Here is a 16545-nt window from a genome sequence, read left to right as displayed (position 1 = left end):
TTCACTCTGGGTTAGCTCAGCTAAATCGAGCTTCGGCTAAAAACTCGGAAAAAAGAGAACTGGCTCGGATTCATCGAATCCATCGTCCAGTTCCTATTTTTCAGTCGTTTTTTAACGCCTCCACATCTTACTTCACCTTCATCATTCGGACGAGGCTGGCTCGTTCGGCTTCTTCCAGTTTCATTTCGATGTAGTAGATGGTTTCTTTGAGGTCAGGGATGGTAGCATACTCTAGTCCGTTGACCCGACGGCGGGTTTTCTCGATTTCATCCGCCATGAGCTGGCAGCTTTTCTCAATCTCAGCCAGTCGCAGCAGGTCATGAAGCAGATCGCTCATGCTTTCAATGGTTTCATCCATCTGGCTATTAGACGCCACATAGCTATACACCACGTCTCCCTCGTCATCAGTATGCGGATTGTCAATATGGGCGTACATCTTGGGCACGCGCACACTCATGATATTCTCAGTCTCCACATGCAGATTGACCTCCCGCGTGGGCACAGCAAAAATCTCCTCGACCATGAGGTCGCTCTCCAACGCCTTTGCCATGACAAAGTCCTGCAGGTGGCCAACCAGAGCGGATTCGACCTTTTGGCGAAGCTGATTGTTCTCACGGACAGACTCAATGAAGCGCCGCATCAGCTCATCCCGCTTGTCCTTGAGTAGCTTATGCCCACGGACAGCCGTTTTGAGACGGGCTTTTAAGTTATTCAGCTCCATCCGAGTCGGCTTGACATTGAGTCGCGTCATCTTTCTTCCTCCTTGGTCTGCGGCAGGTATTGGTCAATCATATCGTCTTTGATCCGCTTAAGCTCTGTTCTTGGTAAGATGGATAAGAGTTCCCAGCCCAGATCCAAGCTTTCCACAATGGTTCGATTGGTCTGGAAGCCTTGATTGATGTATTCCTGCTCGAAGCGGTCAGTAAAGCGCACATAGAGCTTGTCCGTTTCGGACAGGGCGGATTCCCCCAGAACGACAGCCAACTCCTTGGCCTGCTTGCCTTGCGCATAGGCGGCAAATAATTGGTTCATAGTTGCGGCATGGTCTCCCCTAGTCTTGCCCTCACCTGAACCCTTGTCCTTGAGACGAGACAGAGATGGGAGGACATTGATGGGCGGACGATAGCCGCTGTTGTAAAGGTCGCGTGAAAGGATAATCTGACCTTCTGTAATATAACCCGTCAAGTCTGGAATCGGATGGGTAATGTCATCCTCTGGCATGGACAGGATCGGAATCTGCGTCACTGAGCCTTTCTTACCAACCAGACGACCAGCCCGCTCATAGAGGGTGGACAGGTTGGTATAGAGGTAACCCGGATACCCACGTCGGCCCGGCACTTCACGCCGAGCTGCAGAAACTTCCCGCAGGGCTTCACAGTAGTTGGTCATGTCGGTCATGATAACCAGAACGTGCATGTCCTTTTCATAAGCTAAGTACTCGGCTGCTGTTAGGGCAATCCGCGGCGTCGCAATCCGCTCAATAGCTGGGTCATTAGCCAGATTGATAAAGAGCACTGAGCGGTCAATGGCTCCCGTCTCCCGGAGGTCATTCATAAAAAACTCAGCTTCTTCAAAGGTAATCCCCATGGCCGCAAAGACCACGGCAAAGTTTTCATCAGAATTGAGCACGGTCGCCTGACGGGCGATTTGAGCAGCCAATTCCTTGTGGGGCAGACCAGATCCAGAAAACACTGGCAGTTTTTGCCCCCGAACCAGAGTATTGAGATGGTCGATGGCTGAAATACCGGTCTGGATAAACTCATCCGGATAGTCCCGAGCTACTGGATTGATGGCTTGACCGTCAATATCCAGATATTTTTCTGGCAAGATAGCTGGGCCACCGTCAATCGACTTGCCCATTCCATTGAAAATCCGGCCCACCATGTCTTCTGACACTGGCAGCTCTAGCGGACGGCCGGTAAAGCGGACCTTGGCTTTTTCCAAATTGATGCCGCTTGATCCCTCAAAAAGCTGGACCATAGCCTTGTCTTCCTGGACTTCCAGAACCTGGCCCTGGCGCTTGCTGCCGTCATGCAGCTGGATTTCTACCAATTCATTGAAATGCACGCCAGCGACTTGGTCGACAATCATCAGAGGGCCGACAACTTCACTGACGGTGCGGTATTCTTTAATGACGCTCATTGTCTAGTCCTCCTTGGGCAAGAATCTGGTGCAGGGTTTCCTCGATAGTCTGACTGAGAGCCTGAATTTTTTCCAACTGGTCTTCATGGATAAACTTGCTGCGGGCAATTCGGTCACGCAGCTCCACTGTTCCTTCCATGATTTCCCGGAAATAAGCTCCAAGCTCCAAGGCACGATTGGCCTCCGCATCGAAAGTCAGGATATTGCTCAATAAAGCCACCTGCTTTTTGAAAGAAGTATAGGTGTCCACATCATCAAAGGCATTCTGTTGCAGGTAGTCCTCACGAATCATCTTGGCTGCATTCATGGTCAGTCGGTCCTTTTCAGACAAGGAATCCAAGCCCACCAAACGCACGATTTCCTGCAGTTCGCTTTCCTTTTGCAGGATATTCATGGCCTTGGTCACCTTTTCTGCCCAAGCAATCTTCTCATGCTGGTCAATATAGGCTCCTACTTCGTCTAGGTAGAGTGAGTAAGAGCTCAACCAGTTGATAGCTGGGAAATGCCGACGTTGAGCCAGCTGGGCATCCAAGCCCCAGAAGACCTTGACAATCCTCAAGGTATTTTGCGTTACCGGCTCAGAAATATCGCCGCCCGGAGGTGATACGGCTCCGATAGCGGTTATAGAGCCTTCGCGCGCAGTTGAACCGAGTGTCTTGACCCGGCCTGCCCGCTCATAGTACTCAGCAATCCGGCTGCCAAGATAGGCTGGATAGCCTTCGTCACCCGGCATTTCTTCCAGACGGCCGGACATTTCCCGCAGGGCTTCTGCCCAGCGAGAGGTGGAGTCCGCCATGATGGCCACGGAGTAGCCCATGTCACGGAAGTATTCTGCAATCGTAATCCCTGTGTAAATCGACGCTTCCCTAGCCGCCACCGGCATATTGGAGGTGTTGGCAATCAGCACCGTCCGCTGCATGATGGACTGACCTGTCGTTGGGTCAATCAGTTCTGGAAATTCATTGAGTACATCGGTCATCTCATTGCCACGCTCGCCGCAGCCAACATAGATAACGATGTCAACATTGGCAAACTTGGCTACCTGATGCTGAACAACAGTCTTACCGGCTCCGAAAGGTCCTGGTACGGCTGCTGCTCCGCCCTTGGTCACTGGGAAGAAGGTATCAATGACCCGCTGACCTGTCACCAAGGGCTCAACTGGAATCAGCTTCTGAGCAAAAGGACGCCCACGACGGACCGGCCATTTTTGCATGAGAGTCCCTTTAAAGACAGACCCGTCCGCCTGCTCAATCTCGTAAACAGTCTCTTCAACAGTGAAACTGCCAGCTGAGATATTAGCCAAGCGTCCACTGACGCCGACTGGCACCATGATGCGGTGCTCCACCAGATTGGTCTCCTGCACTGTTCCCAGAATATCGCCTGCCTCAACCGCATCTCCGACAGACAGACTTGGAACAAAATCCCACTTAGTCTCTCGGTCTAGATTTGGCAATTGGACACCGCGGACGAGGAAGTCGCTCGCCGTGATGGTTTGGAAACGCTCCAAAGGCCGCTGAATTCCGTCAAACATCTGGGAAATCAGGCCTGGTCCCAGTTCAACGGACAGAGGACTTCCAGTCGTGATGACTGGCTCTCCCGGACCCAAGCCAGAAGTTTCTTCATAAACCTGAATAGAGGCTTGATCCCGCCGCATTTCAATAATTTCACCGATCAGCCCCAAATCGCCAACCCGGCAGATATCCTGAATATTCGCTTCCTGCATCCCTGATGCCAGCACCAGAGGACCAGAAACTTTGATAATCTTTCCTTGACTCACAATCTTCCTCCATTCTTGGGAGATTTTTCTTGTTTCTCAATGAAAATCTAAGCTCAAACTAAGTTAAATACGGACCTAGTTTGAATTTAATTTCCAAAGAGTATTATTGTTTTTTCATTTTAAAAATCAGATAAGGCTTTTATTTGCTGGCCCTTTTCGTCGAAATTGTCTGGGCTCAGCCATTTGTCTAGTCGACTCTTGACGGCCGGCCAATCCTTGTCAATTATAGACAGCCAGTCCGTGTCTCGGTTGCGCCCCTTATAGACTACCGCCTGACGAAACCTGCCTTCATAGGTGAAACCAAGTCGCTCTGCTGCCCGCCTTGATGGCTGATTAAGGGCATCGCATTTCCATTCATAGCGACGATACTCCAGTTCTTCAAAGACATAGCGTGCCAGTAAGTACTGGGCTTCCGTAGCCAGTCTGGTGCGCTTCAGCTTGGGCGAATAGGTCACAGCTCCCACTTCGATAACGCGATTATTTCGATCGATCCTCATCAAAGCAAAAGTTCCTAGAGCCTTGCCGCTCTCCTTGTCCACAATCGCATAGTGAAAACGATCCTGTGCTGCCAGCATCTGATCTAGCAACTGGGACCATTCTTCCCGACTCTGGACAGGATTTTGAAAGAGATAGGTCCACATATCCGCAGGAGATTCCGGGCCATACACTTCATATAAATCCCCCCCATGCTTATCCTTGGACAAACGCTCGATAATAACATACTGGCCTTCGATTCGCTCCATGTTAGGCAAATCCCCCGGCTGAAAATCCGGCAGAGCATCCCCAATGGGCTGACCTAGTTGATTGATTCGCATAAAAACCTCACAATATATCCTGTCCAACAGCCTTTTCGACATTTTCATGAATCCGCGAAAGAGCCAGTCCCGTGCTCCCCTTATGGGTAGGAATGAGCACAAGAGCAGGAATCTCCAGCTGGTCATAGTAGGCCAGGGTTTCTGGAATATCCGCAGCCATATCCTCCGTCAGATAGATAATGCCGAAATCTTCACGGGCTAGCCGACGCAGGGTATTGACCGTCTCCTGAGCTTCCTTAACCGGAAAGGTCTGAAAACCAATCAGCTTAAAAGGGAGAATGGTATCACGATTCCCCACGACAGCAATCTTGTAGCTAGTCTTGTCCATAAATCGGTCGCATCCTTTCTCTGATAAGCTCTACCGGCAGCTGATTGTCCATACCTGTCAAAATCAGCCGCAGATTCTTGACTTCCAGCTCCTTGCCCAGCAGATAGCGGGCCAGAGGGAGCGGGCCATCTGTCTCAAACTGACCAGCCGCAAGCAACTTAGCCTGCAAGAGGTCCGCTAGATATTCTAGCTCTACTGTCGTCAAGGTCTGGTTCCGCATTTTTTCCTCATAGGAGCGCAAATCCAGATCGTAACCGCAGGGATTGACCTGGCTAAACCAAGTCAAGAAATCCCCCTGCTCTGCCATGGCAATCCAGTTGGCAGCAGAAAGACTTCCTTCATCAGACAGAAGCTGCCTCATAAAGCTGCGCGGTTTTCCCAAGCCAACAGCCCGCTTGACCGTGATGGCATTGTAAAAATCAATAGTCAGATTCACCAGCTGCAGCAGACTCTCATCTTCCAACTCCTGTGTCAGGCGCTTGAGATGCTTGAAATAAGCCATATCCATGCCAATCTCCAGCACGCGCACATCCTGATAATCCTGGTATTCCTGCCAGGTCGCAAGCACCTCGTCCAGCATGAAATCTGGACAATACTCAGCCGAAAAGGCCATGACTAAGTGCTCCAAAACCTCCAGCGAATAGGTCCCCACTGGCATCAACAAATGCTCCAAGGACTGACCTGTCGCCCGACCCTTGAGAAAAACTTTGAGATTGTGGTAAGTGTAGCGGAGCGTGAAAATCTCCACTATCTCCTTACTAGGACTGATCTCAAGCGCCCAATTATAAACGGAATACAAATGCTTCATCAGTACTTGCTCAATGGCATTGAGATCCTTGATAGCTTCAGCATCCATGGCATAGACCGTTCCCTGCAGAAGAGCCGAACGGCTGGCAGCATCGTCAGCCTGCAGCAACTGGTCATATTGCTGGGGCGTCAAAAAGGAAGCCTCCTGCACGCTAATGGCTGTATTGACTTGAGAGAAGCTTGTTTCACTCATGGTCCGCCTCCTATTCTGCCTGGTCTTTGAAAATGTCTTGAGCCAGACGGTAGCTTTCCTCCTGCCAGACAGAGTCCAGCAAGTCACGATAGAGATAACTATCATCCACTCGTCCTTGGCTCAGCACAAAACCTGCCTGACCGACTATGGACTGGTCTGAAAAGTGTACTTGCGGAAAGGCTTTTTTCAAGTCTTCTAACTGGCTGGAGCTGAATTTCTCAGCTGATAGAGCACCGAAAACCAGCGTCAACTCTTCATCTGGATATTTAGCTAGGACACTCTTCAGAAAATGCTCCTCTTCAGCCTGTGACCAAGTCACCATCTGAGCATAGGCCTCCTCAAAAAGCTCTCTGAGAACCCGCTGCTTGATAACCAAAGTAGACTGGCGCTTTTGATTTTCCAGCTGCTGAATATCGCGCTGACTGCGCCGGCTGATTTCTTTCAGCTGCTGCTCCCGCTGTCCAAGCTTTTGCCGAACTAACTGGGCCTCACGTTCCTTGGCTTCCTGTTCTATTTTCTCAGTAGCCTCGGCCAAAAGCAGACGCCCCTTTTCGTGAGCCTGCTCCAAGACAGAAGCTTTGAGATCTGATATGTCAGACATAAAAGCCTCCTTACTTCACATTCAGAACCATGATGAAGGAAACAACGAAGGCCAAGATGGCGTAGGTTTCAACCATGGCCGCGAGTATTACCCCTTTCATGACCTCTTCTGGACGCTTGGCCAAAATCTGAATACCAGCGGTCGCCACTCGTCCTTGATGCTTGGCTGAAAAGTAACCAACAATGGCAACTGGCAAAGCAGCTAAGAAATAAGCCACGCCTGATTGCAGAGCCAATTCTGGCTTGATATTAAAGAAGACAGTAATCCCGATAACAAAGCCGTAGAGACCTTGGGTACCTGGCAAAAGCTGCAGAATCAGAGCTTGAGCGAATTTTTCCGGCTGCTCTTTCAAGAGGGCTGCCGCTGCTTGACCCGTGCTTCCAACACCCAGAGCTGAGCCCATTCCGCTGAGAAAGACCGCCAAAGCTACTCCCAGACCTGCAAAAAAGGCGCCGCCGTATGTTCCAAAATATGATGCTAAATGTTCCATGATTTACTCCTATGAAAATGCTGTAATTGTCGTAAAACCAACAGCTAGTTGAATGAATAATGCTTGTTTTGATGTTTTAGAAAGTGTTTTTTTAAGATGAGCTTCTCATCATTTCTTGCTTTGCTGAACGTATTTTTCGCTAGGCTTGAGCGGAGTGAAAGGCTTGCCGCCGCCGTCGTAGAATTTTCCAAAGAATTCCACGAAAATCAAACGCGCTCCGTGCACATAACCGGACAGAAAAGATAGAAACATATTGACCAAATGCAGGGCAATAAAGAGCAGAATGCCAATGCTAAAGCGAGCGACAGGTGGGAAGAGGCTAACAATCAAGTTAAAAGCCGAGCCAATGCTGGCTCCCGAAAGCCCCAGAGCCATCAGCCGTGTAAAACTGACAAGATCTCCTACATAGCCGCTGACATTGTAGAGATTAAAGAGACCTGAGCCTAATCCTGCCAAGCTCTTAGCACTGACAATGGATACTGCCAGTATACCCAGAGCATTGATGATGGCCAGCCACTGACCAATCGTTGCTGCAAAGGCCAAGGATGGGAAGAAATTTCCCAAGGCCAAGAGTAGCAGCCCCAGCAAAATCAGCACCCAAGCAAAACCCGCATTATAAGCTTCTGCATAATCCTTGAGGAGGATATTTTTCAGACCGCTGAGGAAGAGGCCCGCCAGCACTGTAATGAAGCCAAAGACGACCGAAATAACCAGAATCGTCATGGCATCAGAGCTGGTGCTAATCAGAGCGAAGGGCAGTTCAAGGCCAAAGAAAGAACCATAAACCAGTCCCCAGATGATGACTGCCACACCCAGCAGGCGGAAGAATCGCAGATTCTTAGCCAACCCCGACTTGACATGCAAGAAGTGCAGCGCCAAGCTGGTGCCCACAAAGAGCAAGAGACCGTAGCCGATGTCGGCAACCATCATGCCAAAGAATACAAAATAAAAGAGGGAAACGACGGGGGTTGGATCCTTATCACCATACTTAGGCAGGGAATACATCTCCGTCACAAGCTCGAAGGGCTCCACCAAGGCATTGTTTTTAAGCTTGGTCGGAACCTTATCTTCCTCGTCCTGTCGAATCTCTCTGGTCTGGATGAGAATGCTCTGACCAAACTGCTCTGTCAAACAAGCTTCAAGAGCTTGAACCTGCTTGCTTTCGATCCAGCCTTCCAAGGCTGCCAGATTTTGCGTACTGGCTAACTGATTTTTACTTTCTTGACGGGAGGAGAGATTGCAGAGATAGTCCAGCTGAACCTTGAGCTGATCCAACTCGTTCTTAGATGCTGCCAGACTCTTAGTTAGAGCTTCTGCCACAGCCTCCTGCTGTCGAATATTGGCCTTGAGCAGGGCTATTCGCTCAGCAGGCAGTTCCTCATGGTCATACTCAAAAGGCTTAAAGCCATACTCTTTCAAGATTTTGCGAACTTCTTCCAGAGAGCCTGTCTTATAAAAAACAAGAACCCCATGCTCTGTATCATCGGTAAAGACTTCCTGAAACTTCAGGTCAGGATGTGCTCCCAGAGCCAAGCGCAGAGCATCGTCGTCGGTATTAGGAATCGTCCCAATCAAAGCTCCCAGATGACTGAAAGTCGCAGCTGCTTGCGGTGTTAGCTCCAGTGGCTCCCACTTCTCCAGCGCAGCCACTTCTAAGCAATCAGCTTCTATCTGACCCTTGGCCTCTTGCAAGACCCTGAGTTGCTTACTGATTCCTTCTAATAGCGCAACCTCATCGCGAGCCTTCCCTGCCTGCTCTAAAGCAGTAAAGGATAATTCTAAAGGCTCTTCTTTTAAGGATTCCAGCAGTTTCTTTTTGGGCATAAAAGGCTCCAGCTCTGCAATTAGCCTCTCGAGCTTTTCTTGACGACTGAGCAAATCCTGTTGAGATAGCTGCCGATCTGGCCGGAAGACTAAAGCCTGCTCAAAGGCTGCCTGCCAGTCCTCTTCCTGCCGCAAGTCATGAATCTGAACCGACTCTAAGCCCTGTAGGTAAAAGAGAAGCTGATCCAGCAGTTCCTTGGACAGAAGCAGAGACAGCTGCCGCATTTGACTAATGGCCATAGGCTTCTACCACCTTCTCTACAATGGCTCGCGCCAAGTCTGCTTTTTTGTCCGTCAACGCAGCCGCAACCTTGGCCTCATTTTGCTGGGTTGTCTGCTCCAAGTCTTGCTGCAGGAGCACCAACTTTTGTTGGGAAGACGCGGTTAATTCTTCTGCCAGCTTCTGCGTTTCATTGTCATAGGTCAGACCCAGCTGCCTGAGATTTTCATCTACCTGCTGTCGCAGCTCCTGAGTCTGCTTCCTGTAGCCCATCAAAACTTCTTCTGCAGCAGTTTCAATTTCCTGCATTTTTTCAAGTGTTTCATTGGCCATCTATTCACCCCCTCGTTTTCAAAAACCTTCGAAAACGGATTTTAAAATCTGCATTCCTGGCTGACAGTCCAGCATCTGGTATAGTCATCTTCTGGAATACAGCTTCGTACTTGCATAAATTATATCATATTCTTTCTGAAAACATCTTTTTCAAACAGAGTTTTTCTCCTGATTCAGAAAATGTCGAACAGCGCCTAATCGTCCGGCTTCATTCCCTAGAGCTGCTGCCACTAAGTTTTTAGGCAAAAAGCGCGGATCTACTACTTGCTGCTTCATCAGACTTTCAAGACGTGGCAGAATAAGCTCAGATCTAGCTAATATGCCGCCTCCGACAATCAAGACCTCTGGATTTAGAATATAGGACAGGGTTAAGAGACCTTTAGCTAGGCGGCCCAAGAATATATCAAGTGTTTCCTGCGCCAGCTTATCTCCCTGGTCTACCGCTGCAAAAAAACTACGCCCAGTATGGCCTTGCTCACCTGTCTTTTGGCTGTATAATGCTAACAAGGCAGTTGTTGAGGCCAGAGATTGCCAGTCCTGTCCATCTTCCATAGGCAGATAGCCTACCTCACCAGCGGTATAGGTGGATCCATTGACAATCTTTCCATCATAGATAATGCCACCGCCAATGCCTGTACCGACAGTAATCATAACTGCAGAAGCATGACCTTTGGCAGCACCTAGCCAAGCCTCACCCAGAGCAGCACAATTAACATCATTTTCAATCGCAATCGGCAAACCAAATTCTTTTAAAACCCGACTACGGAAATCTGTCCCAATATAGCCTGGAATAGTATAGCCAGCATAACTGATTTTTCCTGCCTGGCTGTCAACCACACCAGCAGACGAAATCGCTACTCCATCTAGCTCAAACTTCTCCTTATAAAATGCTATTAGCTGGCAAACCTGTTCTAAAATCTGATTCGTTTTCTTTTCAAAGTCAATCTCAGTGGCGACTTCTCGAAACTCATTTAGACTACATCCATCAGACTGATAGAGATCTGCTTTAATCGTTGTCCCACCGATATCTATTCCCACAATATTCACGATTCATACTCCTTCTCTTCTTGATTTTCTTCTAAAGCTGAAAGTGTATTTGTAAAGATTTGGCTGCGATGATCTCGGTCTAAATCCATATAATAGGCATAGAAAATGTCCATCACAACTAAAACCGGAAACTGAGGAGAGATATTATTGCCCTGTGCCAAGTGCTTCTTGACAGCTACTAGAACCAGTTCATCACACTGCTGCCTCAAGTCGTCGCTGTTATTGGAAGTTACCAGCACAGTCTTGGCTCCGACTTTTTGGGCATTCTGAATAGCCTGCGTGATAATTTTAGTCTCGCCAGATATGGAAATGCCAATAACCAGACAGTCCGGATCAAGCATGACTCTATTCACCCGAATCATATGGTCATCCGTAATGGCCTTACAAACCATTCCCAACCGCATGAAGCGAAACTCCATTTCCCGAGCCACTAAGCCTGAACTCCCCTGCCCGTAGATATAGACTCGCCCAGCATTGTTGAGCATATCCCCCACGCGCAGGAACTGTTCTTCGTCAATCAAGGAAAAAGTCTTATTAAGCAATTCGCCATAATCAGACAAGACATTTCTGGTCAAATCGCGACTGACATTTTTACTTTCTGAGCTGGATTCCTGAAATTCAAAGATAAACTGCCGATAGCCTGAAAAGCCACATTTTTTAGCGAAGCGAGTCAGAGAAGGCACAGAGACATAGAGCTTCTGAGACACAGCCTGAGCCGATAGATCAGCTGTCAGCGCCTCATCAGACAGAAAATAATCTGCAATCTTCTTTTCCAGGTGTGTCAGACTGCCGTATACAGACTCAATCACTGGCAAAATGTTTTTTTCCAAAGAAACCATCAGACACTTTCCTCCTGCAACTATTTTCTTTATTCTACCACTTTCTCAAAAGTAATTCCAACCCTTCCTTGCTAGAATTCTCCAGCAGAAAATAAAGTTCAAAACTGACTAAAAAAACTGGGGCAGCATGTTAAGAACAATCTGTCTTTCTCATCCCGCCCGCAGCCTTTTATACAATTTTTACTTTAAAGACAACCTTACGGATGGGGCCGGCTTCTTCAGCTATCAGTCCAGTCTTATGGGCGTCATTAGGATCCAGCAAGAGCAGGCTGCCAGGAGTGAATATCAGGTCAAACAAAGCTTGGCCGGACATCTGCTGCCAGTCTCCTTCCGCATCATAATCCCCTTCTTCCATATTGGACAAAAAGTTATAGTGGATGCGCTCCCTTCCTTCAAAAATCAGATGCACATCGTAAAATTCCCTATGACTTTCCCAGACCCGTTCATCGTCGGTCGTAGTCGTCATTTCAATGACATTGTAAAAGAAATCATCAGACACAGGGTGGTTGCCCTTTTCATCTTGGCTGACATCATGTGTCTGTAAAAATTCTAAGACTTTTTTTAAGGCAGGATGCTGAATGTCTCTCTCAACAGCTGCTCCTTTATATTGAACTAATTCCATTAGTGCCGTACCTCCCAGGATTTATCTGCATGAATACTTGCAATATCGTAAACTGTTGTATTCTCTGGCGCAGCCCTGCCTCCAGTTAAGACGGAAACCACATAGCCTACAATTAAAGAAACCACAATTGAAATCAATGAATAAGCCCAGATACTCACTGCTTCTGCTGGCAAAGCGTACTTGATGACTAGTAGGACAATACTGGAAGCAATCATAGCCGCATAAGCTCCCTTGAGGTTGGCACGCTTGGTGAAGATTCCTAGAATAAAGATTCCTCCCAAGACACCTAGTACCAAGCCCATAAAGCCATTAAACCAAACATAAGCCGATGTAATACCTGTATGAGCCATCACGATTGAAACTACTGTGGAGAAGACTCCTACACCTAGAGAAACATATTGAGCGATTTTAGTCCGTTTCTTGTCGTCCAGATTGCTGGATACAACATCTTGAATATCCAGAGTCCAAGAAGTCGCTACAGAATTAAGACCCGTAGAAATAGTAGACTGAGCAGCAGCATAAATTGCTGCAATCAGAACACCGGTCACTCCAACTGGAAGACCATAGGCGATAAAGTAAGTGAATATCTGGTCTTGAGGAATCGAGCTGCCCTCACTGCCTGGATGCTGTACTTGATAATAGACGTATAAGCCTGTACCAATCAGATAAAAGACAGAAGCGATAAAGATTGACAAAACTCCATTCGTAAACATCATTTTATTGAGTTTCTTCACATTCTGAGTTGTCGTAAAGCGCTGAACGATATCTTGCGAAGATACATAAGAGGACAGGGTATTGATACCAGATCCCAAGATAATTAGGAAAATAGAATCTTTCAGCAAATTAGGATTGAAAATAGTTTCATTTCCTGAGATAAATTTACCGCTGGCCAGCTCACTAGCAATATCGCCAAAGCCACCCTTGAGATTAGCAATCAGGAAGAAAAGCCCTACAACTGTACCAATCAAGAGTACAGAACCTTGAATAAAGTCTGTCCACAGAACTGACTTGACCCCGCCAGTATAGGAGTAAACAATGGCAATCGCACCCATCGCGATAATCAAGATATTGACATCAATCTTCGTCAGAGTAGCCAGAGCCACTGAAGGTAGATACATAATGATGGACATGCGGCCGATTTGATAGATGATAAAGAAGACAGCTGACAAAGCCCGCAAGGCCTTAGAACCAAAACGTTTTTGCAGGTAGTCATAGGCTGTATCAATATCCAGACGTGCATAAATCGGCAAGAAGAAACGAATAGCCACTGGAATGGCAAAAATCATACCCAACTGGGCAAACCAGAGCAGCCAAGTCCCTGCATAAGAGTTCCCCGCCAGTGTCATAAAGGAAATCGGACTTAGCAATGTAGCAAAAATGGAAACAGATGTTACATACCAAGGCACCGTTCCATCACCTTTAAAGAACTCTTTACCCTGCATCTCCTTTTTGGAGAACAGCAAACCTGCTACCAGAACAACTAGTAAATACACAATCAGAATAATCATATCGATTGTGGTAAAACCAACATTTCCCATAGAATTTCTCCATTATTATTCATCTCCAGAGCGTGGGATGGGCAGGCTTAGACTGCCCTAGACTCTGGTGTCACACTCTTTATATTACAAGAAATCTTCTCTTACCTGCTTAATCATAGCAGCCGCTTCTTTGGCAATCGCATAGTCTCCCTCAGATAGAGGCTCTAACGGTGCTCGAACAGAACCAATATCTAAGTCCTCATTGAGACGAAGAATTTCTTTCATAACAGCATAGAGATTTGCGCGACCGCTGACCATCTTGTAAATCACACTATTAATCGCATGCTGCAGTTCTTTAGCACGATCCAGTTTTTTGTCAATGATAAGCTGGTTGAGCTTCAGGAAGAGGTCCGGCATCACAGCATAGGTTCCGCCAATTCCAGCCTTAGCACCAATAACTCGACCGCTGATAAACTGTTCATCTGGACCATTAAAGACAATATGATCTTCCCCACCTTCTGCGACAAAGATTTGAATATCTTGAGTCGGCATAGAAGAGTTTTTAACCCCAATAACTCGTGGATTTTTACGCATTTCTGCATAGAGGGCTGGTGTCAGGGTCGTTCCAGACAGCTGCGGAATATTGTAGATGACAAAGTCAGTATTCGGAGCCGCTGCACTCATATCGTTCCAGTACTTAGCGATAGAATAGTCCGGCAAACGGAAGTAAATAGGAGGAATAGCAGCGATAGCATCAACACCCAAACTTTCAGCATGCTTAGCCAGTTCCACACTGTCCTTAGTGTTGTTGCAAGCCACATGAGCGATAACTGTCAGTTTGCCCTTAGCCACTTCCATGACATTTTCCAAAATTAATTTCCGGTCTGCTACACTGAGGTAAATACACTCACCAGAAGAACCATTAACATAGACACCCTTAACTCCCTTATCAATAAAGTACTGAGTCAAAGCACGAACACGTTCTGGGCTTACTTCTCCTGCTTCATCATAACAAGCATAAAAAGCCGGAATGACACCTTCATATTTTTCTAATTTTGACATATTCTTCCTCTTTTCTATTCTTTTGTTGCGTCTGCAAACTTCCTTGTAATCCGCTGCGGCCGTGTAATGGCAGATCCTACTACCACACTAAAGGCTCCCAGCTCTAGAACTCTTTTCACCTTTTCAGGACTATCAATATTCCCCTCAGCAATCAGAGGGTGCTGAATCTCAGCTAAAGCTTTTCGGATGATTTCAAAGTCATTGGCTTCAATCTTATCTCCTTCGCTCTGACTAGTATAGCCCACCAAGGTTGTTCCGATAAAATCAAATCCCATTCGATCAGCTTCCAGCATCTCGTCAAGAGTTGAACAATCAGCCATCAAAAGCTGCTGAGGATATTTTTCTTTCACTTTCTGGAAAAATGCTTTTAAACTCTCTCCTTGAGGTCTGCTGGAATTTGTCGCATCTAAAGCGATAATCTCCGGATGGGCTTCCATCAGCTCATCCACTTCCGCTATAGTTGGTGTAATAAAAGCTTGGGCATCTGGATAATCTCTCTTGATAATCCCAATTACTGGCAAATCCACCGCTTCTTTAATAGCCTTGATGTCTATAACCGAGTTAGCCCGAATTCCGCTAGCACCTCCTTCTTTGGCCGCCACTGCCATACGAGCCATGATAAAGTCGCTATGTAATGGTTCGTTTGGTAGAGCCTGACACGACACAATTAACTTATGTCTCAACTCTTCCATTTGATTCCTATCCTCCTTACTCATTTATTGTAAGCCTTTACATTTATTATCTTAACATTTGTTGCAATTAGTTTCAATATGATTTTACTTTTAGAAAGTACTTTCTTTTTAAGTATTACTTTTTATCTCAGTTTGAAACTTATACAGACGAATATAGCTAAAATATTTATTTTTTTCGTGGCTGTTCCAACATTTTTCTACAACTAAAAAGAACTAGGCGAATGCCTAGTCCTAGGGGGAAGCAGTTTTGTAGACTTCCAGTCTTAAAGGAATAAAAGTTAACAAACACTATGCTCAACCAGCTTATTTGAAAGCCCATATTTGAAATTTAAATCAGCAGAGTGCCAATTAGCAAACCTCCGCCACTTGTTTATTCCAAAAGGCATCAAAATCGTCGGGCATTTCATCTCTTCCGCGATAATCTAACATTTCTTTAAGTAAAGTAGGGTTTTTCATGTCTTATCCTCCCAACGATTCTTGAAACCTCTTTCATCATACCATAGAAAGAGGAAGTTTTCAACAGGTTAATATATAGATTTTCTGTTTTTCTGAAATTTTACCGATTCATCGCCTAAGAACCTATATGAAGCAGGAGCAGTAAATAGAACAAACTAAATCCTATGTTTAGGCCAGCTCCGTTAAGGTAGGGGCGTCCGATTCTCAGCTTTTCTACCAGTAAGATAGTCAAGAGACTGAGCGGTAAAGGAGTCAGCAGCCCCAGATAAGCAGGCAATATTGTCTGACCGGTAACTATTAACAGTGAGTAAACGAACCAGCCTAGTCCGGTCAGAGCGATAGCTGTCCGCCAGGTTATATCTAGAAAGAGTACCGCTTCATTGATAAGCTCGCTATCTTCGTCTGAGCAGACCTGTCCTTTGCTTCGTTTATAAACCTTTTTGCTGATGATCCCAACGTAGTAAAAGGCCACATGTGCCACCGGCGACAGAGCAAATCCAATTCCTAACAAGGCTATTGACAGATAGGCCCACAAGCCCTTATTTGTCAAACCAAAGAGAGCATAAAGCGAGACTAACATAAGAGGGATTGAGAAGTTAGCCACCAGAGCGCCCAGACGCAGCCGACCGACAGAGCCAGACAGCATCAGCATAGACAGATTCTTATTGCCAATCCGACTCTGCTCCGTAAAGGAAGCATAGCTTTCCTTGTCTACCTCAAAGCCAACCAGCAGAATATCACCCAACAACCAGCAAAGACCACTCAACAGCCCAGCCCATAAAGATAAAAAAATCACATTGCTCTCCTTTTTTCCATTGT

At 46.8% G+C, this 16545-nt stretch carries 18 protein-coding genes; all 18 read right to left on the bottom strand.

Features of this window, described 5'->3' with window-relative positions; translation table 11 throughout:
* Window positions 1-127 precede the first annotated feature (127 nt).
* The gene (locus tag D8877_RS02790; RefSeq protein ID WP_125352387.1) at window positions 128-751 is read right to left on the bottom strand and encodes a V-type ATP synthase subunit D; all 624 of its coding nucleotides are present in this window, start codon (window positions 749-751) and stop codon (window positions 128-130) included.
* Window positions 748-2142, bottom strand: coding sequence for a V-type ATP synthase subunit B (locus D8877_RS02785; protein ID WP_125352385.1), 1395 nt, complete (start codon window positions 2140-2142; stop codon window positions 748-750). Before D8877_RS02785 ends, D8877_RS02790 begins: the two co-directional genes overlap by 4 nt.
* Window positions 2129-3919, bottom strand: a complete 1791-nt coding sequence (locus D8877_RS02780) for a V-type ATP synthase subunit A (protein ID WP_125352383.1) — start codon at window positions 3917-3919, stop codon at window positions 2129-2131. The genes D8877_RS02785 and D8877_RS02780 overlap by 14 nt, the downstream gene beginning before the upstream one ends.
* A 119-nt stretch (window positions 3920-4038) precedes the next feature.
* Complete coding sequence (locus D8877_RS02775; protein WP_125352381.1) at window positions 4039-4734, bottom strand: GNAT family N-acetyltransferase; 696 nt, start codon at window positions 4732-4734, stop codon at window positions 4039-4041.
* Window positions 4735-4741: 7 nt separating this feature from the next.
* The gene (locus D8877_RS02770) at window positions 4742-5062 is read right to left on the bottom strand and encodes a V-type ATP synthase subunit F (protein ID WP_002894448.1); all 321 of its coding nucleotides are present in this window, start codon (window positions 5060-5062) and stop codon (window positions 4742-4744) included.
* Entirely contained in the window at window positions 5049-6062 is a 1014-nt protein-coding gene (locus D8877_RS02765; RefSeq protein ID WP_125352379.1) for a V-type ATPase subunit, read from the bottom strand. Before D8877_RS02765 ends, D8877_RS02770 begins: the two co-directional genes overlap by 14 nt.
* Before the next feature lie 10 nt (window positions 6063-6072).
* Complete coding sequence (locus tag D8877_RS02760; protein ID WP_125352377.1) at window positions 6073-6663, bottom strand: hypothetical protein; 591 nt, start codon at window positions 6661-6663, stop codon at window positions 6073-6075.
* Window positions 6664-6673: 10 nt separating this feature from the next.
* The gene (locus D8877_RS02755; protein ID WP_002898768.1) at window positions 6674-7153 is read right to left on the bottom strand and encodes a V-type ATP synthase subunit K; all 480 of its coding nucleotides are present in this window, start codon (window positions 7151-7153) and stop codon (window positions 6674-6676) included.
* Window positions 7154-7261: 108 nt separating this feature from the next.
* On the bottom strand, window positions 7262-9217 hold the full coding sequence (locus D8877_RS02750; RefSeq protein ID WP_125352375.1) for a V-type ATP synthase subunit I: 1956 nt from the start codon (window positions 9215-9217) through the stop codon (window positions 7262-7264).
* Window positions 9207-9530 (bottom strand): hypothetical protein, encoded by a 324-nt coding sequence (locus D8877_RS02745; RefSeq protein ID WP_125352373.1) that lies wholly within the window; start codon window positions 9528-9530, stop codon window positions 9207-9209. Before D8877_RS02745 ends, D8877_RS02750 begins: the two co-directional genes overlap by 11 nt.
* Window positions 9531-9680: 150 nt before the next feature.
* Window positions 9681-10577: an ROK family protein gene (locus D8877_RS02740; RefSeq protein ID WP_125352371.1), complete on the bottom strand. Its 897-nt coding sequence runs from the start codon at window positions 10575-10577 to the stop codon at window positions 9681-9683.
* A complete protein-coding gene (locus D8877_RS02735) occupies window positions 10574-11416 on the bottom strand; it encodes a MurR/RpiR family transcriptional regulator (protein WP_125352369.1) in 843 nt (280 codons plus the stop codon). Before D8877_RS02735 ends, D8877_RS02740 begins: the two co-directional genes overlap by 4 nt.
* Before the next feature lie 169 nt (window positions 11417-11585).
* Entirely contained in the window at window positions 11586-12038 is a 453-nt protein-coding gene (locus tag D8877_RS02730) for a NanQ anomerase/TabA/YiaL family protein (RefSeq protein ID WP_002916757.1), read from the bottom strand.
* Window positions 12038-13576 carry a sodium:solute symporter family protein gene (locus D8877_RS02725; RefSeq protein ID WP_125352367.1) on the bottom strand — a complete coding sequence of 513 codons (1539 nt, stop codon included), beginning with the start codon at window positions 13574-13576 and terminating at the stop codon, window positions 12038-12040. Before D8877_RS02725 ends, D8877_RS02730 begins: the two co-directional genes overlap by 1 nt.
* 84 nt (window positions 13577-13660) lie before the next feature.
* The gene (locus D8877_RS02720) at window positions 13661-14578 is read right to left on the bottom strand and encodes a dihydrodipicolinate synthase family protein (RefSeq protein WP_125337558.1); all 918 of its coding nucleotides are present in this window, start codon (window positions 14576-14578) and stop codon (window positions 13661-13663) included.
* A 14-nt stretch (window positions 14579-14592) separates the two neighbouring features.
* The gene (locus tag D8877_RS02715) at window positions 14593-15294 is read right to left on the bottom strand and encodes an N-acetylmannosamine-6-phosphate 2-epimerase (protein WP_125337557.1); all 702 of its coding nucleotides are present in this window, start codon (window positions 15292-15294) and stop codon (window positions 14593-14595) included.
* Between the two features lie 324 nt (window positions 15295-15618).
* The gene (locus D8877_RS02710; protein WP_125337556.1) at window positions 15619-15726 is read right to left on the bottom strand and encodes an acetylxylan esterase; all 108 of its coding nucleotides are present in this window, start codon (window positions 15724-15726) and stop codon (window positions 15619-15621) included.
* Window positions 15727-15841: 115 nt separating this feature from the next.
* A complete protein-coding gene (locus D8877_RS02705; RefSeq protein WP_125352366.1) occupies window positions 15842-16522 on the bottom strand; it encodes a DUF6796 family protein in 681 nt (226 codons plus the stop codon).
* Window positions 16523-16545 lie beyond the last annotated feature (23 nt).

This window comes from Streptococcus sanguinis (assembly GCF_003943735.1).
GTDB lineage: Bacteria > Bacillota > Bacilli > Lactobacillales > Streptococcaceae > Streptococcus > Streptococcus sanguinis_E.
Note: the sequence above shows the minus strand (reverse complement) of the source record. Positions and strands in the feature narration are given on the sequence as shown.